The sequence below is a fragment of the Pseudomonas sp. CC120222-01a genome (assembly GCF_003097235.1).
GTDB lineage: Bacteria > Pseudomonadota > Gammaproteobacteria > Pseudomonadales > Pseudomonadaceae > Aquipseudomonas.
Map to the genome: position 1 here is coordinate 1 of NZ_QEQQ01000032.1, position 18,437 is coordinate 18,437.

Annotated in this window: 14 protein-coding genes and 1 pseudogene; 5 read left to right on the plus strand and 10 right to left on the minus strand. The window is 64.2% G+C overall.

Translation table 11 applies throughout. From position 1 onward, the window contains the following. A partial coding sequence (locus N430_RS26710) for an ATP-binding cassette domain-containing protein (RefSeq protein WP_116583663.1) occupies nucleotides 1-647 on the minus strand: 647 nt, incomplete at its 3' end. A gap of 278 nt (nucleotides 648-925) precedes the next feature. Here N430_RS26710 and N430_RS26715 point away from each other — a divergent pair. The 5 genes from N430_RS26715 to cprA all read left to right on the plus strand — a co-directional run bounded on the left by N430_RS26715 (nucleotide 926) and on the right by cprA (nucleotide 7,630). Further along, complete coding sequence (locus tag N430_RS26715; RefSeq protein WP_110638507.1) at nucleotides 926-1,855, plus strand: LysR substrate-binding domain-containing protein; 930 nt, start codon at nucleotides 926-928, stop codon at nucleotides 1,853-1,855. Nucleotides 1,856-1,970: 115 nt separating this feature from the next. After that, entirely contained in the window at nucleotides 1,971-3,227 is a 1,257-nt protein-coding gene (locus N430_RS26720; RefSeq protein WP_110638508.1) for an SRPBCC family protein, read from the plus strand. 4 nt (nucleotides 3,228-3,231) lie between these two features. After that, nucleotides 3,232-4,368, plus strand: coding sequence for a hybrid-cluster NAD(P)-dependent oxidoreductase (locus tag N430_RS26725; RefSeq protein ID WP_256592191.1), 1,137 nt, complete (start codon nucleotides 3,232-3,234; stop codon nucleotides 4,366-4,368). An 83-nt stretch (nucleotides 4,369-4,451) separates the two neighbouring features. After that, entirely contained in the window at nucleotides 4,452-6,068 is a 1,617-nt protein-coding gene (locus tag N430_RS26730; protein WP_110638509.1) for a BCCT family transporter, read from the plus strand. 413 nt (nucleotides 6,069-6,481) lie between these two features. Further along, a complete protein-coding gene (gene cprA / locus N430_RS26735) occupies nucleotides 6,482-7,630 on the plus strand; it encodes a cationic peptide resistance protein CprA (RefSeq protein WP_110638510.1) in 1,149 nt (382 codons plus the stop codon). 76 nt (nucleotides 7,631-7,706) lie between these two features. Here cprA and N430_RS26740 read toward each other — a convergent pair whose 3' ends face one another. From N430_RS26740 to N430_RS26780, 9 genes and pseudogenes are all read right to left on the minus strand, one after another. Then, on the minus strand, nucleotides 7,707-8,672 hold the full coding sequence (locus tag N430_RS26740) for a D-glycerate dehydrogenase (protein WP_110638511.1): 966 nt from the start codon (nucleotides 8,670-8,672) through the stop codon (nucleotides 7,707-7,709). Nucleotides 8,673-8,688: 16 nt separating this feature from the next. Further along, a pseudogene (locus N430_RS26745) lies at nucleotides 8,689-9,973 on the minus strand (MFS transporter). 63 nt (nucleotides 9,974-10,036) lie between these two features. Then, on the minus strand, nucleotides 10,037-10,987 hold the full coding sequence (locus N430_RS26750) for a sugar kinase (protein ID WP_110638513.1): 951 nt from the start codon (nucleotides 10,985-10,987) through the stop codon (nucleotides 10,037-10,039). Next, the gene (locus N430_RS26755; RefSeq protein WP_110638514.1) at nucleotides 10,980-11,759 is read right to left on the minus strand and encodes a sugar phosphate isomerase/epimerase; all 780 of its coding nucleotides are present in this window, start codon (nucleotides 11,757-11,759) and stop codon (nucleotides 10,980-10,982) included. Before N430_RS26755 ends, N430_RS26750 begins: the two co-directional genes overlap by 8 nt. A gap of 69 nt (nucleotides 11,760-11,828) precedes the next feature. Further along, on the minus strand, nucleotides 11,829-12,851 hold the full coding sequence (locus N430_RS26760) for a LacI family DNA-binding transcriptional regulator (protein ID WP_110638515.1): 1,023 nt from the start codon (nucleotides 12,849-12,851) through the stop codon (nucleotides 11,829-11,831). A gap of 221 nt (nucleotides 12,852-13,072) precedes the next feature. Continuing rightward, nucleotides 13,073-14,311, minus strand: coding sequence for a cytochrome c (locus N430_RS26765; RefSeq protein ID WP_110638516.1), 1,239 nt, complete (start codon nucleotides 14,309-14,311; stop codon nucleotides 13,073-13,075). Between the two features lie 12 nt (nucleotides 14,312-14,323). After that, nucleotides 14,324-16,108 (minus strand): GMC family oxidoreductase, encoded by a 1,785-nt coding sequence (locus N430_RS26770; RefSeq protein WP_110638517.1) that lies wholly within the window; start codon nucleotides 16,106-16,108, stop codon nucleotides 14,324-14,326. Between the two features lie 3 nt (nucleotides 16,109-16,111). Continuing rightward, the gene (locus N430_RS26775; RefSeq protein ID WP_110638518.1) at nucleotides 16,112-16,846 is read right to left on the minus strand and encodes a gluconate 2-dehydrogenase subunit 3 family protein; all 735 of its coding nucleotides are present in this window, start codon (nucleotides 16,844-16,846) and stop codon (nucleotides 16,112-16,114) included. A 287-nt stretch (nucleotides 16,847-17,133) separates the two neighbouring features. Beyond that, nucleotides 17,134-18,417, minus strand: coding sequence for an OprD family porin (locus N430_RS26780; protein ID WP_110638519.1), 1,284 nt, complete (start codon nucleotides 18,415-18,417; stop codon nucleotides 17,134-17,136). Between the last annotated feature and the right edge of the window lie 20 nt (nucleotides 18,418-18,437).

An 18,437-nucleotide genomic window follows, 5' to 3' on the forward strand; every position in this document is an offset into this window, starting at 1 on the left:
TCGGCCTGCAGGCGCATCAGCTCGCCCTGCATCTCGCTGCGGATCAGCGGGTCGAGGGCGGAAAACGCCTCGTCCATCAGCAGGATCGTCGGGTCGTTGGCCAGCGCCCGGGCCAGGCCCACGCGTTGCTGCATGCCGCCGGAGAGCTGGTGCGGGTAGCTGTGCTCGTGACCGGCCAGGCCCACCTGGCTCAACGCTTCACGGGCACGGCTGTGGCGCTCGGCTTCGGGCACACCTGCGATTTCAAGGCCAAAGGCGGTGTTTTCCAGCACGCTCATGTGCGGCATCAGCGCAAAGGACTGGAACACCATGCCCATTTCCTTGCGGCGCACGTCGAGCAGGGCTTTGTCGGAGAGCCCGGTGATTTCCTTGCCGTTGAGGTGGATGCTGCCGGAAGTGGGTTCGATCAGGCGGTTGAACAGCCGCACCATGGTCGACTTGCCCGAACCGGACAGGCCCATGATGACGAAGATCTCGCCACGCTTGACGGAAAAGCTTGCATCGAACACGCCGACGACGTGGCCGGTCTTGCTGAAGATTTCGTGCTTGTCGGCACCGTTGCGCAGCATCTCCATGGCCATGTCCGGATTATTGCCGAACACTTTGAAGATATGATTTACCGAGAGTATTTCATCGCCTTGGTACATACGACCCTCATTATTATATTTATGACCAATGATTGGCAGGCGGCCCGCAATGGCGAGCGAGGCAAACTTATTTTTTGGCAATGTAACGCGCCCCTCGGCGGGCGCATTGTATATCCGTGTCAATTTGTATTATAAAGCCCCGCCCCTGGCAGCCCGTCGCGCCACGGCATCCTATTTATTGTCATAACCGTAATATCCGCCGCCCTTGGCCCTGCTCATCATCTGGCTCAGGGGCGCCTTGCCCGTGCGCTGCAGACAACAACAAGATTCGGACGACCATGAACAACCCATCAGGCGCCCAGAAACACAAGGGCTACCGCCGGATCATCCCGTCGATGACCGCCTTGCTGCAGTTCGAGGCCGTGGCCCGGCTCAACAGCTTTACCCTGGCCGCCACTGAACTGGGCGTGACCCAGGCGGCGGTCAGCAAGCAGGTCAAGGTGCTCGAAGAAAACCTCGGCGCGCTGCTGTTCCACCGTGTGCACCGCAAGATCAGCCTGACCGACGCCGGCGACATCCTCTACGCAAGCATCTCCGAATCCCTGCAACGGGTGGCCAGTGCCTTCGACCAGATCAACCAGGGCTGCGACCGCCAGGAAATCGTGCTGGGCTCGACCGCGCCCTTTTCGCAGCTGCGCATCATGCCGCGCCTGAACCAGCTGGCCAGCACCCTGCCGCAGGTGCAGCTGCGCCTGGCCACGCAGATGTTCACCGGCGACCTGCGCACCCGCAACTGCGACCTCGACGTGCGTTTTGGCGATGGCCAATGGGACGATGGCGAGGCCACCTTGCTGTTCGACGAAGAAGTCTTCCCGGTGTGCTCGCCCGCCTGGCTGGCGCGCAACCCGATGCCCACCAGCCTGGAAGAACTGGCGGGCGCCGGGCTGCTCGATGCGGACTCCACCTCCGAAGGCTGGGTCGCCTGGCCGAGCTGGTTCCGCGAAAAAGGCGGCGCGCCTGGCGCACTGCAATACAACCTGCGCTGCAGCCTGTACACCGATGCCATCAACGCGGCACTGCAGGGTTATGGCATTGCCCTGGGCTGGGGCCGGCTGGTCGAGCACCTGCTGGCCAGCGGCGCGCTGGTGCGCCTGCAGCCCTTCTCGGTGCGCCCGGAACAGGCCTACTACCTGGTAGCGCCCCATGGACGGGCAAAAAACCCGCACATGGCCGCGTTAGTGCAATGGCTGCAAAGTGGCAGTTTTTGAATAACCTGAAGTAATGCAAAGCGGAAAATTAAGCGCATTGACGCTCTGGCAGGGCACTTTGATAATCGCCGCCAGTAGTTTGGTAATTCAAGAATAAGAGTGCCCGAGGTCAACTATGAGCCGCCCGACGATCAAATCCCATCGCGAACTTATTGAATCACGCCAACCCGGTTTTGGCATGAATGGCGAGTTATACAGTCGCCAGGATATCTTCGAAACGGATATGGATATCTTCTTTAACAAGCACTGGATCCAGGTAGCCGTTACCGCCGATGTCGACGAACCGGGTGATGTCTTCACCGTGGACATCGGCAAGGCCTCGGTGCTGATCCTGCGTGACGATGACGAGCAGATCCGCGCCTACCGCAACGTCTGCCGCCACCGCGGCGCACGCCTGAAGGAGCCCGGTAAGTCCACCGTCGGCATGCTGGTCTGCCCCTACCACCAGTGGACCTACGACCTGAACGGCACCCTCAGGCACGCCAGCCACATGGGCAAGGCCTTCGACCCCAAGTGCCGCAGCCTGATCCCGGTGCACTGCAAGGTGATCGGCAGCCACGTGCTGATCTGCCTGGCCGACGAGGCGCCGGAAGACATCAGCGACCTGGAAGAAGTCATGGGGCCGCGCTTCGCCCCCTTCGACCTGACCAACACCCGCATCGCCTTTGAGCTCGACTACATCGAGAACGGTAACTGGAAGCTGGTGATGGAAAACAACCGCGAGTGCTACCACTGCGCCGGTACCCACCCGGAGCTGATCGTCTCGTACCAGTCCGAAGACCTTGGCGTCAGCCTCGAAGAAATGAGCGAAGAAGCCCGCGCCTCCTACGACGCCTACCAGATCCGCAAGGCTGGCATCGAGACCGACTGGGCCAGCGACGGCCTGCTGTATGAAACCGTCGAGCACCTGCAGGACAGTTCGCCCACCCAGTTCCGCACCCAGCGCATGATCATCGCCGGCAGCGGCGAATCGCAAACCCTCGACACCAAGGTCGCCTGCAGCAAGCTGCTGGGCAACCTCACCCGTCGCGACCTCGGCGACACCCACCTGTGGGGCAACAACGCCTGGGCCCATGTGATGAGCGACCACGCCATGATCAGCTGGATCATCCCGCTATCACCGGACCGCACCCTGGTGCGCACCAAGTGGCTGGTGCACCGCGACGCCGTGGAAGGCGTGGACTACGACCTGCAGCGCCTGACTGAAGTCTGGGTCGCCACCACCCAGCAGGACGCCGCGCTGGTCGCCATCACCCACAGCGGCACCCAGGACCCGGCCTTCGTCCCCGGCCCCTACTCCACCTTCACCGAACCCTACGTCGACCAGTTCGCCCGCTGGTACACCTCGCGCCTCGCCGCGCACGGAGTGTGAGGCCATGAGCATGCTCCTGCACATCACCGCCAACATCGCCAGCCTGCGCGCCGACCAGCGCTTCGCCGACACCGACCACTGGGCCGCCCACGGCGCCCAGTGGGCCAGTGGCGACAGCCAGCGCATCGAGTGCCTGAACGTCGTCAACGAGACCCACGACGTCAAGACCTTCACCTTCCACAGCCCGAGCCACCACGCCCTGGCCTACGAGCCCGGGCAGTTCCTCACCGTGTCGCCGATGATCGACGGCAGCAGCGTGTCACGCTGCTACACCTTGTCATCGACGCCGACCCGGCCGTTCACCTTCTCGATCACGGTCAAGCGGGTGCCGGGTGGCGTGGTGTCGAACTGGCTGCACGACAACCTGCAGCCGGGCAGCGCCCTCGCCGCCTCCGGCCCGGCAGGCATCTTCACCCCGGTGGCCGGCCCGGCGCGCAAGCTGCTGTACCTGTCGGCCGGCTCCGGCATCACCCCGCTGATGGCCATGACCCGCGCGGCCGCCGACCTGCACGCGGACCTCGACATCGTCTTCGTGCACAGTGCGCGCACGCCCAAGGACATCATATTCCGCGACGAACTGGCACGCCTTGAGCGCAGCATGCCGCGCCTGCGCACGCTGTTCTTCTGCGAAAGCCTGGGTGACGAGCCGGACTGGGCCGGGCCGCTCGGGCGCCTGTCGCTGGAGGTGCTGCAGCAGCAGATTCCCGACTTCATGGAGCGCGCGGTGTTCACCTGCGGGCCCAAGGGCTACATGGATGCGGCCAAGGGCCTGCTGGCCGGCGCAGGCTTCGACCTGGCGCGCTATCACCAGGAAAGCTTCGACATCAGCGCCGAGGTGCAGCCGGAGCCCGCACCTGTGCCTCCCGGTCAGGCCCTGGATACCTTCAATGTGCGCCTGGCCCGTTCCGGCAAGACCTTCACCATGGGCGCCGACCAGACCGTCCTGGCCGCTGCCAAGAAGGCCGGTGCGGTGGTCCCCTCCTCCTGCAGCCAGGGTGTGTGCGGCACCTGCAAGACCGCCGTGCTCGAAGGCAGCGTCGAGATGAACCACAACGGCGGCATCCGCCAACGCGAGATCGACAAAGGCCTGCGCCTGCTGTGCTGCAGCCGCCCCACTTCAGACCTGGTGATCGACCTCTGAATCGATAGCCCCTTGGAACACCCGCGACGCCGCCAGGCGGGCCGCTCCAGCGCCCGCCTGCAACAATAAAAAGGATAGAGCCGATGCGTGCAAAACAAGGCCTTTTCAAAGGCCTCAACCCTACCGTGACGGTAGGGTCCCTCTCCATTGTCGTGGCCTTCGTGGTGCTCTGCGCCGCCCACGGCGACCAGGCCGCGGGGGTGTTCAAAGGCGCCTCCGACGCCATTCTCGACCACCTCAAATGGTTCTACCTGGCACTGGTCAGCGGCATCCTCGGGGTGCTGGTGTACATCGCCTTCAGCCGCCACGGCACACTCAAACTCGGCCGCCCCGACGAAAAACCAGAATTCAGCTTCGCCGCCTGGATCGCCATGCTGTTCAGCGCCGGCATGGGCGTGGGGCTGATCTTCTGGTCGGTTGCCGAACCCGTCCTGCACTATGCCAGCAACCCATTCACCCCAGGGCTGACCGACCAGGCCGCATCGATGGCCATGCGCATCACCTTGCTGCACTGGGGCCTGCACCCGTGGGCGATCTTTACCGTGATCGGCCTGGGCCTGGCCTACTTCGCCTACCGTGAAGGCCTGCCGCTGGCGCTGCGCTCGATCCTCTACCCGATCATCGGCAACCGCATCTACGGGCCGATCGGCCATGCCGTCGACATCATTGGCGGCGCGGTGACTGCGTTCGGGGTTTCGCAGTCGCTGGGGCTGGGCGTCGAGCAGATCAACATGGGCATGCACCAGGTGTTCGGCACCCCGGTCAGCCTGTCGTTCAAGCTGAGCATCATCGCCGTGGTCACGGTGATTGCCTCGATCTCGCTGGTCGCCGGGGTGTCCAAGGGCATGAAGCGCCTGTCGACCCTGAACATGTGGATTTCCCTGGGCCTGATGCTGGTGGTACTGGGCCTGGGCCCGACCAACTACATCATGAACCTGCTGTTCGAGTCGGCCGGCGACTACGCGCAGAACATCATCGGCATGAGTTTCTGGACCGATGCCCAGGCCGACAGCGCCTGGCAGAAGAGCTGGACCGCCTTCTACTGGCCGTGGTGGATGACCTGGGGGCCGTTCGTGGGCCTGTTCATCGCCCGTATCTCCCGTGGCCGGACCATTCGCGAACTGGTGTTCGGCGCGCTGCTGGTGCCCACCGTGGTGACCATCCTGTGGATGGCGGTGTTCGGCGGCACTGCGCTGAAGGATGAACAACAGGTGCGCCACGCCTACGAAAAACTGCCGGTCGCCGAACAGACCGCTGCCGGTGCCTTCCAGGGCGGGCCGATTCTCGAAGCCACGCGCAAGGAAACCACCACGGCGATGTTCACCCTGCTCGACCGCCTCGACGGCCCGACCCTGGGCGCGGTGCTGAGCGTAATCATCTGCCTGCTGCTGGCGGTGCACTTCGTGACCGCAGCCGACGCCGGTACCCAGGTGCTGTGCATGCTCAACTCGCTGGGCAGCATCGACCCGCCCAACTGGATACGCGTGCTGTGGTGCGTGCTGGAAGGCGCGATTGCGGCCAGCCTGGTGATCGCCGGGGGCTTGCTGGCGATCCAGATGGCCAGCATCGTGGTCGGCCTGCCGATTGCTATCTACATGCTGCTGACCGGGTACAGCCTGATGCGCAGCTTGCGCAGCAATGAGCAGGTGTTTGCGCCAGCCATCGCGCCTGAGCCCTTGGCCAGCGAACTGACTACCTAAGCGAACCGCTCAATGTGGGAGCGGCCTTGCGTCGCGAAAGGGCTGCGCAGCAGCCCCATATTCTTTGCTTCGCTGCGAGATTGCCGGGGCCGCTTCGCGGCCCTTTCGCGACGCAAGGCCGCTCCCACAAGGGAAGGCGCCAATTTCCAAAAATGAGGCCGTAGGTATTTTTCACATTCATCTCACTTACTGATAACAAAGCCTCTGGCATCTTTGCAGTGCGCATCATTTAATTAATGAAGGCTGAAACTTTCATTAACTTTTGTTTCATATGAAACCCGCATTTCGTTAATTGCAACTTCCCTCCCAATGCCCTGACAATCGCCTCGCTCCGAGCTGAACGCCAGTCCCTGCGCGCTCCAGGCACGAGCTCAAACCTCGATTCACGCCAATAAACTTTTCAGAGGAAGTTTATGAACGCGCCTGCCCCACATATCAACTTCGATCTGCACGAACATATGCTGCTGACTGGCGCCACCGGTTTTCTCGGTGGTTCGGTAACAGCCCAACTGATTGCCAATGGCCGCAGCGCCAACCTATGTTTCCTGGTGCGCGCCGACAGCCAGCAACAAGGCCTCGAACGCCTGCGCGACAACCTGCGCCAACACGGCGTTGACGAGCAGGACTGCCTGGCCTTGCGCGCCGACCAGATCATTTGCGGCGACTTCCTCGATACCGGTTGGCTGGCCGAGGCCACGCCGCGGCTGATGCAGATCGACCGGGTGATCAACTGTGCGGCGGTGGCCTCGTTCTCGAAGAACCCGAACATCTGGCCGGTCAATGTCGAAGGTACTTACGCCTTCGCCGAGGTGATGAGCCGCTCGACGCGCCTCAAGCGCTTCCTGCACGTGGGCACGGCGATGAGCTGCGGCCCGCAGCGTGAGTCGCCGATCAGCGAATCGTGGGAGTTCCCGGCCGCCGAGCAGCAGCTGGTCGACTACACCGCATCGAAGGCCGAGATCGAACGGCGCATGAGCGAGCAGCTGCCGCAACTGCCGCTGGTGGTGGCGCGCCCGTCCATCGTGGTGGGCCACCGTACCCTCGGTTGCCAGGCGTCGGCCAGCATCTTCTGGGTGTTCCGCATGGGCTTCGCGCTGGAGAGCTTCACCTGTGAGCTGGACGAGCAGATCGACGTGATCCCGGTCGACTACTGCGCCGAGGCGCTGATCGGCCTCACCCTCAAGCCACGCCTGGAGCACAACCTGTATCACATCTCGGCTGGCCACCAGGCCGCCTGCACTTTTGGTGAGATCGACCAGGCCTTCGCCCATGCCAACGGCGCGCAGCCGGTTGGCGAGCGCTACCGCAAGGTCGATGTCGATGACCTGAAGAGCCTGGCGCAGGACTTCGAAGCGCGCATCGGCCCGGCCAACCCGCGCCTGGTGCTGCGCGCCCTGCGCCTGTACAGCGGCTTTGCCGATCTCAACTACCTGTTCGACAACAGCCGCCTGCTTGAGGAAGGTATCGCCGTGCCGCCGCGCTTTACCGATTACCTGGATGTGTGCGTGAAGTCGTCCAGCGGGGTGAGTATCGCGACCCAGATGCAGTGGGATTTCAAATAAGCGCTTGAGGTTCACACATAACCCTGTGGGAGCCCATCGCCGGCAAGCGCGGCTCCCACTGGTCCTAAGTTTGCTGTTAGATCGGGTTGACCAGGTTCGGCGGACGTTGGCCTGCCAGGGCACTTAGCAGATTGTCCACCGCACAGCACGCCATGGCCTCCCGCGTTTCATGGGTCGCCGAGCCGATATGTGGTGTCGCTACCACGTTATCGAGCCGCAACAGCGGCGAATCGACTGCCAACGGCTCCTGCACGAACACATCCAGCCCTGCCCCGCGAATCCGTTTCTGCTGCAGCGCCTCGATCAACGCGGCCTCATCCACCACCCGCCCACGGGCAATGTTCACCAGGATCGCCTCGGGCTTCATCAACCCCAGTTCGCGGGCGCCGATCAGGCCCTCGGTGCTGGCACTGAGCGGCACCGTCAGGCACACATAATCCGCCTCGGCCAGCAACGCATCCAGGCTGCAGTAGCGCGCCGCATAACGCGCCTCCACCTCTGGCTTGGCGCGTGAACTGTGGTACAGCACACGCATGCCGAACCCGGCAGCACCGCGCCGGGCCAACGCTTCGCCAATACGCCCCATGCCGACGATGCCCAGGGTCTTGCCATGCACATCGGTACCGAAATGCGCAGGCCCAAGGCTCGCCTGCCATTGCCCCTCGCGCACCCAGCCCGCCAGTTCCACCACCCGCCGTGCCGTGGCCAGGATCAGGGCGAAGCCGGTATCGGCAGTGGTTTCGGTCAGCACGTCGGGGGTGTTGGTGAGCATCACCCCGCGTCGTGTCAGGTCGGCGATGTCGTAGTTGTCGACTCCCACCGAGACACTGGAAATCACCTCCAGCTGCGGTGCCAGGTCGAGCAGCTCGCTGTCCAGACGCAGGCTGGCACCCAGCAAGCCATGAGCGCCTGGCAAGGCGTCGCGCAGACGCGCCAGGCCATCCGTAGCGCTGGTGTCCACCCAGGTCACCTCCACCTGTTCCTGCAGCCTGGCCAGCAAGGCGTCGGACAGGCGTTTGTACAAGACAATGCGTTTCTTCATGGCAGTTCCTATTGGCTCATAGCCAGGCGTGGGCTGCCGCGCTTGGCGCGGCCTGAGGTCTGTGAGGTTTTCAGTACGGCGGTCAGCGCCACTGCGGCCAACAGCGCTCCCGACATGAACAGGTAGGAGGCGCCCGGGCCGCCCGTGGCGCCGTTCAGGTAGCCCACCAGCCACGACCCGCCGAACGAACCCAGCGCGCCCATGCTGTTGATCAGCGCCATGGCGCCACCGGCCACGTTGCTCGGCAAGATCTCCGGGACGATGGCGAAGAACGGGCCATAAGGTGCGTACATGCATGCACCGGCAATCACCAGCAGCGTGTAGGACAGCCAGAAATGCTCGGTACCCAGTGCGTAGGAGCCATAGAACGCCACGGCAGCAATCAACAGCGGAGGCCAGACGAAGCGCTTGCGCTTCTGCAGCCGGTCCGACGCCCAGGACACCGCGATCATGCCCAGCACCGCCGCCATGTACGGCACCGACGCCAGCCAGCCAGCCTCGACGATATCGACATTCGCTGCCTGCTTGAGGATCGACGGCAGCCACAGCACGAAGCCGTACACCCCGATGCTCCAGCAGAAGTATTGCAGCGACAGCACGATCACTTGTGGCGAGCGGAACGCCTCGCGGTAGTTCTTCACCGGCTTGATGCCTTGCTGCTCCGCCGCCAGGGCCTGCTGCAGGCTGGCTTTTTCCTGCTCGCTCAGCCATTTCACCTGGGCTGGCCGGTCATCCACCAGGCGCCACCAGATAAAGGCCCAGAGCACCGCCGGCAGGCCCTCGATGATGAACATCCAGCGCCAGTCGAAATGCTTGATCAGGTAGCCCGACACCACCGACATCCACAGGATGGTCACCGGGTTGCCGAGCATCAGGAAGGTGTTGGCCCGCGAGCGTTCGGCGCGGGTGAACCAGTGGCACAGATACACCAGCATGGCCGGCATCACTGCGGCTTCCACCACGCCGAGCAGGAAGCGGATGGCGATCAGCAGGTAGACGTTGCTGATCATGCCGGTCAGGGTCGCCAGGCCACCCCAGAGGATCAGGCTGACGAAGATCAGCTTCTTCACGCTGCGCTTTTCGGCGTAGATCGCGCCGGGTACCTGGAAGAAGAAGTAGCCGAGGAAGAACAGCGCCCCCAGCAGCGAGGACAGCACGGGCGTGATCTTCAAGTCGTCGGCCATGCCCGAGGCCGCGGCAAAGCCGTAGTTGGCGCGGTCCAGGTAGGCCAGGCTGTAAGTGATGAAGACGATCGGGATGATGTACCACCAGCGGCGTGGTGCGAGGCGAGTCGATTGCATGAAACGTTCTCCTGAGCTTGTTGTTCTTGTCGCAACAGGGCCGGCGTGCCGGCGTTCAGCGGTTCAGGCACTTCTGCGCAGTTCGTGCGCGTGGAGTTGGTGACGGTGTGGCAGGCCTTCCATGTCGCCACGCGATTGCACGGCTCGGCTGCCGCACCAGTTGCCGCGCGCCACCGCGTCGGCCAGCGGGTGGCCTTCGAGCAGTGCGCTGACCACACCGACGGCGAAGGCATCGCCGGCACCCACGGTGTCCACCACCTGGGCCACCGGCACTGGCGCAACCTGCCCCGAGCCATGGCTATTGCGGTAGTAGGCACCCGCATCGCCAAGCTTGATCACCACGTGCTCCACGCCTTGGTCGAGGTAGAAGGCAGCAATGTCGGCGGGCGTGTGCTGGCCGGTCAGCAACCGGCCTTCTTCCAGGCCGGGCAGGACCCAGTGGGCCTTCACGGCCAGGGCGTTGATTTCACGGACCATGGTCGCGCGGTCGGGCCACAGCGACGGGCGCAGGTTCGGGTCGAAGGAAATACTCCGCCCGGCCTCGCGCATGCCGTCGATCAGGGCATGGGACAATGCCCGGCAGCTGGCCGACAGCGCCGGCGGAATGCCCGTGGCATGCAGGTGGCGGGCCTGCAGCAGCGCCGGGTCGAGCAGCGCGGTGGAAAGCCGGCTGGCGGCAGAGTCGCTGCGGAAGTACTCCACCACCGGGTCGCTGCCATCATCGCAGCGGCTCTTCAGCTGAAAGCCGGTCGGGCGGCTGCCATCGACTTCGACACGGCTGCAATCCAGGCCTTCCTGGCGCAGGCTGGCGAGCACGAAACGCCCCAGCGAGTCATCGCCGACCCGGCTCAGCCAGCGCACGCGAAAGCCCAGCCGGGCCAGGCCGATGGCCACGTTGCTGTCGGCGCCGGCGATGCGTTTGCCGAAGTTGCCGACGCAGGCCAGGTCACCGGTCTGCTCGGCGACGAACATGGCCATGGTTTCGCCGAAGCACAGCACGTCATGCTCAAGCATGGCTCACCTCCTCGCCCAGGCCCAAACGCGCCAGGTTGTGCACCTGGGCACGGGTCAGCGCCAACAGGTCATCGCTGACCAACGGGTACTCGACCGCACGCACCAGCCCGGGGCTGAATTCATCGAACAGCGCTTCCCAGGCCAGCAGGTCGGCGCCTTTCGGCGGCACGGCGTGCAAGCGGCCATCTGCGCCTTGCTGGACGGCCTTGCAGTGCACGTAGCGCACCCAGCGGCCGAGCTGGCGAGCGGCCTGCAACGCGGACTCGCCCTGCCATTGCCAGTTGCCGATATCGAAGGTCATGCCCAGCGGCAGCGCCCAGCCCTGGGCATGCTGGAAGAACCGCAGCAGCGGCTCGATGCGCCCGCCTTGTGGGGTCTGGTCATTCTCCACCAGCAACACAGGATCACCCTCGCGCAGCAGGGCCTGCAAGGCACCGATATCGCATTGCTCACGGTAATGCCCAAGTGAAACCTTCAGCGCCACGGCGCCCAGGGCCTTGGCCAGCGCCAGCTTCGCCGGCAGCTGCGGGTCTGGCTGGCCTTGCGCCGTCCACAGTTCCAGTGGCGAGGAGTACAGGCACTCCAGGCCTGAGGCTGCGATTGCTGCCGAGAGCGCGGCAGTGTCGGGCGCCTCATCAAACAACTCTTCGCGCAGTTCGATGCGACTGACGCCAGCAGCCGCCAGCAGATCGATAAAGCTCATCTGGCCACGTTGCCGCACGAGGCTGGCGCCGTAGCTGGAGAGACTGATGGAAACGGGGTTCGCGTGCATTGTTGTTGCCCTTATGAAACCGGTTTCATTTTTGATTGCACTCATGCAGGCAGCCCTGCTGCCTGCGGATTACTGGTGTGCTTGAGTGGACCCTCGGGTGATCAGCTGTGCCTTGAAATCGATGCGTCGCGGCGCGTCATGGCTGCCGCGCAGGCGTTCGAGCAGGCACTCGAACGCGGCCACGCCGATGCGCTCGGTGGGCTGGGCCAGTGCGGTGATACCGCTGCCGACCAAGGGGTACCAGTCCAGTTCGTCGAGGGCGATCAGGCCCACTTCGCTGAACAGTTTGCAGCCCGAATCGTGCAACACGCGGGTAACCGCCAGGGTTGCCACGCCGTTGAAGGTGAAGATTGCCTGCGGGCCATGGCCCTTGCTGGCCAGGAAGGCGCCGAGCTTGGTTGGCAAACCCGCATCGACTTCCAGCAGCTGCTGGCGCATGCCATTGCGGTTGCTGATCGACGCGGTAAAGGCCTGCACCCGCTCCAGCCGCGAGCTGGTGCCATCCAGCGGTTCGGTGACCGCAAGAATGTCGCGGTAGCCTTGCGCCTGCAGGTGGTCCAGGGCCTGCTCGATGGCATCGGCGTTGTCCAGGCCGACCAGGTCGACCTTGAGTTCCGGCAGTTGCCGGTCGACCAGCACCATGGGGATGTCGCGCTGCAGGTTGAGAAGTTCGCCGGGGTGGCGGCCGAGGGTGTTCACGATCAGCCCTTCGACGTTGTAGGACTGCAGGGCCGTCAGGTGATGGCGCTCCTGCTCGTCGTCGCGGTTGGTGTTGCACACCACCAGGCTGTAGCCGTGCTGGCGGCAGGCGGTTTCCACGCCGTGCATCACGGCCACTGAATAGGGGTTGAGAATGTCGGCCACGAGCATGCCGATCAGGCGTGTCTGGCCACGCTTGAGGCCGCGGGCCATCTGGTTGGGCCGGTAGCCCAGGCGCTCGATGACTTCTTCCAGGCGCTTGGCGGTGGCCTCGGCCAGCAGCTGGCGATCGCCGCCGATGTAGCGCGAGACCGTGGCCTTGGACACACCGGCCACACGTGCCACTTCGCTGATGGTCACCCGCTCGCGGGGGGTGGAGGGTGAATCGGTCATTGCGGGTCCCTTGTGATTGTTGTCGGTGACGGCGAATGAAACCGGTTTCAATACAGCAAAACCTTGCGCGTTCGTCAACCTCCCTTTTGCTGTAGGAGCGGCCTTGTGTCGCGAAAGGGCTGCGCAGCAGCCCCCCGACTTCACCGACGATGCTGATAATTGGGGCCGCTTTGCGACCCTTTCGCGACACAAGGCCGCTCCTACAAAGTCATCCGCTGGGCTTAGCGGAGAGGTTTCACATCAGCGGCGCTGACTGCGTTGCCCTGGTTACCCCAGCTGGTGCGAATGAAATTCACCACATCCGCCACCTCCTGGTCACTCAGGCGCCAGCCGAACGCCGGCATGGTGAAGTTCGACGGCGCCGAGTGCGTCGCCGGCACGGTCCCGCCCGCCAGCACCACATGGATCAGCGAGGTGGCATCCGCCGTTTGCACCACCGGGTTGCCCGCCAGCGCCGGGAACACCCGGGTATAGCCGTGGCCATCGGTGCGGTGGCAGGCCGCGCAGTTGTCGATGTACACCGACGCCCCCGGCTTGCTGTCGTTGCCCTGCCACAAGGCATCGGCCACCTGCTTGTCATAGACGTGCGGCTGGTCGTTCGGGTCGCTCGGCGGCAAGGTCTTCAGGTAGCGGGCGATGGCGGTCAGGTCGGCATCGCTCAGGTGCTGCATGCTGTGCTCGACCACATCGCTCATGCCGCCGAACACCGCGCTGCGGTCACTGCGGCCGGTCTTGAGGAACTGCACCAGCTGCTCTTCGCTCCAGCTGCCCAGGCCGTCCTTGTGGTCGCCACGCAGGTTCTTGGCGATCCAGCCTTCGAGCGGCGCACTGCCGGCCAGGAACTGCTCGCCATCGGCTGGGCTCAGGGCCTTTTCCTGCATGGTCAGGGCGCGCGGGGTGTGGCAGGCGCCACAGTGGCCCAGGCCTTCGACCAGGTAGGCGCCACGGCTGACCACCGGGTCCGCGCCGGCGGGTGCCTGCCAGGCCTGCACCTCGGGGGCGAACAGCCCGCGCCAGATCGGCAGCGGCCAGCGCATGCTTAGGGGCCAGGGGATGTCGGTCGGCTTGTTGGGCTGGGCGACCGGCTCGACGCCTTGCATGAAGTACGCATACAGCGCCTGCATGTCGTCGTCGCTGACCCGCGCATAGGACGGGTACGGCATCGCCGGGTACAAGGTGCTGCCGTCCTTGGCGATGCCTTTGCGCACAGCCTGGTCGAAGTCGGCGAAGCTGTACTGGCCAATGCCGCTGGCGTCCGGGGTGATATTGGTGGAATACACCGTACCGATCGGGGTTTCCATCGGCAGTCCACCGGCAAAGGGCTTGCCACCCTTGGCGGTATGGCAGGCCACGCAGTCACCCGCGCGGGCCAGGTATTCGCCCTTCTTCACCAGGGCATCATCGGCCTGGGCCGCCGCCGTGGCGCCCAGCAGCAAGGTTGCGATCAACAGGTTCTTCATGTTCATCGCTCCTCAAGCCTGGACCAGCGGGCCGGGGTTCTTCAGGTACTGCTCGCGGATCGCCCGGGCCGACCAGTAGGTCAGCGCCGCCACCAGGCCGGTGGGGTTGTAGCCCAGGCCCTGGGGGAATGCCGAAGCACCGGGGACGAACACGTTGTGCACGTCCCAGCTCTGCAGGTAGCGGTTCAGCGCGCTGGTCTTGGGGTCGCTGCCCATGATCGCGCCACCGTTGAGGTGGGTGGTCTGGTAGCTGGCGGTGTTGAAATGTTCCTTGACCTTCTTGCCGAGGATGGCGATGGACTTGGGGTTCATCGCCTGGGCGATCTTGCTCAGCTTGTCGACCATGAACTGGTTCATCCTGATGTCGTTTTCCTGCCAGTCGAAGGTCATGCGCAGCAGTGGCTGGCCATAGGCATCGCGGTAGGTCGGGTCGAGGTCGAGGTAGTTGCCGCGGTACGACTGGTGCGCGCCGTGGGCGTCCATCGACACCTGGTGGGTGTAGTAGTCGGCGGTGGCCTTTTTCCAGGCGCTGCCCCAGGCCGGGGTGCCGGGCGGGTTGGCGACGCCGGCGATCGGCCGGCTGCCGGCCTGGTTGACCCACATCGGCGAGCCGCCGACGAAGCCGTGCGGACCGTGGTCGAAGTTGTCGGCGTTGAAGTCGTCGATGGCCACGCCGTTGCCGCCGGCACCGATGAAGTTGTTGGTGTAGGTGTCCTTGTCGAAGAACGCCTTGACCGTGCCCATGTTCTGATAGGCGAAGTTGCGCCCGACCACGCCTTCGTTCTTGACCGGGTCATACGGCTTGCCGATGCCGGACAGCAGCATCAAGCGCACGTTGTTGAACTGGAATGCGGCGAGGATGACGATGTCCGCCGGCTGCTCCACTTCGCGGCCCTGGGCGTCTATGTAGGTCACGCCGGTGGCCTTGCGCTTGCTGTCGTCGAGGTTAACCCGCAGCACATGGGCGTTGGCGCGCAACTCGAAGTTCGGCACCTGGCGCAGTGCCGGCAGAATGTTCACGTTCGGCGAGGCCTTGGAGTACATGTAGCAGACGTAGCCGCTGCAGAAGCCGCAGAAGTTGCACGGCCCCATCTGCGCGCCGTACGGGTTGGTGTACGGCCCGGAGGTGTTGGCCGACGGCAGGTTGTAGGGCTTGTAGCCGAGGCTGGCCGCCGCCTTTTCGAACAGCTTGGCCGAGACCACGTTCTTTTGCGCTTCGAGCGGGAACGGGTTGGAGCGGTCAGGTGCGTAGGGGTTGCCGCCCTTCCCTTCACCCACCCGCTTGCCGTTGACCGTCCAGGCCTGGCCGGAGGTGCCGAAGACCTTTTCGGCAAAGTCGAAATGCGGTTCGAGCTCCTCGTAACTGACGCCGAAGTCCTGGATGGTCATGTCTTCCGGGATGAAGCGCTTGCCGTAGCGTTCCTCGTAGTGGCTGCGCATGCGCAGCTCCATCGGGTCGACCCGAAAGTGCACGCCCGACCAGTGCAGGCCCGCACCGCCGACGCCCTTGCCCGGCAGGAAGGCGCCGAGCTGGCGGTTGGGCAGCGCGACATCGTTGACGCTGTGGCGGATGGTGACGGTCTCTTTCGACACATCGACGAACAGCTTCTTGCGCACGCTGTAGGTCAGCTCGTCGATCACCTGCGGGTAGCTGCCATCCGGGTAAGTGTCCTGCATCGGCCCGCGCTCCAGCGCCACCACGTGCAGCCCGGCTTCGGTGAGCTCCTTGGCCATGATCGCGCCAGCCCAGCCGAAACCGACGATCACCACGTCAGCTTTCTTCATTGCATTGGCCATGCCTTACGCCCTCTCGCCGCGAATCGAAACTGCCGGGAACGGGTACGGCTCGTTGCGCTCGACCCAGTCCATGAAATCTGCCCGGGCACCCGGGAAGCCGATCTGCGTCCAGCCGACCATGCCCTTGTTGCCGCCGTGAATCGGGTCACAGAAGAAGCCTTCGCGGGTGTTCTGCACCAGCAGGCTGAAGAACACCTTGGCCGGCAACTGCTCGAAAACGATCTCACCGGCTTCGATCTTGCTGAGAATCTTGTCTCGGGTAGCGCTATCTTGCTCGGCAAAGGTTTTACCGCTGGCGTTCTTGGTCCACGCCTCCGTGGCGGCGATGCCCAGGCGGTAGATCTGTTGCGGGCTGAGTTGCAGCTGGTAGCCGAGTTCCGGGGCGGCGTCGGCCTTGAACGGGCCTTGCATGTACCACTGGGCGCCAGTGGCGTAAGGGGTGTTCATCTGGCGGTCGATGAACTCGGCGGCGCCCGCCTCCAATGCGCCGGGGCCGAGTTCGTCGGCGGGGATGATGCGCGACACGGCCGCTTGCACGAAGGCCCACTCTTCGGCGGTGAAGAAAGTTGGCTGATAGTTGCCTGCGGGAGGCGTGGCCGGCACCTTGGGTTCGCGCGCGGGTTCGGCCAACAGCTGGCTGGCACCCAGGCCGGTACTGGCCACGGTGACCACCGGGATCAAGGTCAGGGTCTTGCGCAGGAAGTCCCGGCGCGGGTTGTCGGGGGCATGCTCAGGCATTTCGGGTCCTCATCAGCTATGGGGCGGCCTTGGGTTGCGCCATCTGGTGTCCGGGCTGGGCCGGAAAAGCCGCGTAATCTAGCTGGTTTGGAAATGTTTTGAAACCGGTTTCAAAGCCTGCGACATCCTGAGCCTTGACACTCCCCCGCCTGTGGGAGCGGCCTTGCGTCGCGAAAGGGCTGCGCAGCAGCCCCTGGATATCAGCGTCAACTTGTAGATCGCAGGGGCCGCTGCGCGGCCCTTTCGCGACGCAAGGCCGCTCCCACAATTGACCGCAAGCGACATCACTAGAAGTCGAAGGTGTAGCCGACAATCACCCGGTTCTCGTCCGCCGCATCGGCAAAGTTCGAGCGCATGCTCGCATTGCGCCAGCGCAGCGACACGTTCCTGAATGGCCCCGACTGCACCACATAGGTGATGTCCGTAGTCCGCTCCCATTCCTCGCCCTCACCCCCCCTTGCCTCAAGCGCCCTGCCCTTGCTCGTGGCGATGCGCTGCGGGTCGACCTGGTCACCCTTAACGTAACGCACGTTGAAGGTCAGCCCAGGGATGCCCAACGCGGCAAAGTTGTAGTCATAGCGCAGCATCCAGGCACGCTCGTTGGCCAGGGCGAAGGTGCTGACCTGCTGCTCGCTGAACAGGTAGGTATCGGTGCCGCCCACATAGGCATAGGCGGTATCGCCGCTGACCTTCTGGTAGCCACCACTGAAGGTATGGCCTTGCAGGCTGTAGCCGAAGTTGGTGCTCAAGGTGCGGTTGTCCACTTCCCCCAGCAACGCCCTGCCCTGTTCCCGGGCGTTGAACCAGCGCCATTCGGTGAACGCCTCACCCGGCCCTGCAGCAACGCGGTACTTGAAACCCGCGAAATCACGACGGAACAGGTCTTTCAGCTCACTGGTGTGCAGGCTCACGGTCAGGTTCTTCAGCGGCTGGTAATCGGCCCCGGCGTAATACAACCGGTCACTGCTCACCGTCGCTGAATAGGCGCCCTGTTGCGCCATTGCCGTCAGGTCTTCGAAATCGGTGGAATCGCGCAGTTTGGTCGCATCGACCTGCAGCACGGTGAAGGTGAAAGCGTCCAGGTCCTTGCTGACCAGCTGCGCCCCGTCGAACCACTGCGGGAACAGGCGACTGTAGTTCGACGCCAGCAGCGGCAATTGCGGGCTTAACCCACCGACCTGCAACTCGGTCTGCGACAGCTTCGCCTTGAACGTGGCAACCGCCTTGCCATACTCGTCCGCCGCGCGCTTGTCGCTGCCCCGCGGCAACAGCCCGGTGCCACTGCGGTCGGGCGAAGAATCGAGCTTGAGGCCCAGCATGCCGGCCGCATCCAGGCCAAAACCGACAACCCCGTCGGTATAGCCAGACTGCCACTTGAGCATGAAGCCCTGGGCCCACTCGCCTCGCCGCGACTGAGTGGCCGTATCGCCATGGAAATCGCGGTCGAAGTAGAAGTTGCGCAGCTCCAGGCTGCCCTTGCCATCGTCGACAAAGCCTGCCTGGGCCGCCTGGCACGCGCAGCCAAGCGCCGCGAGCATCAGCGATGCCCGCCGGGAGAGGGAAATGTTCATGGTTACGCCTTGTTGTTGTT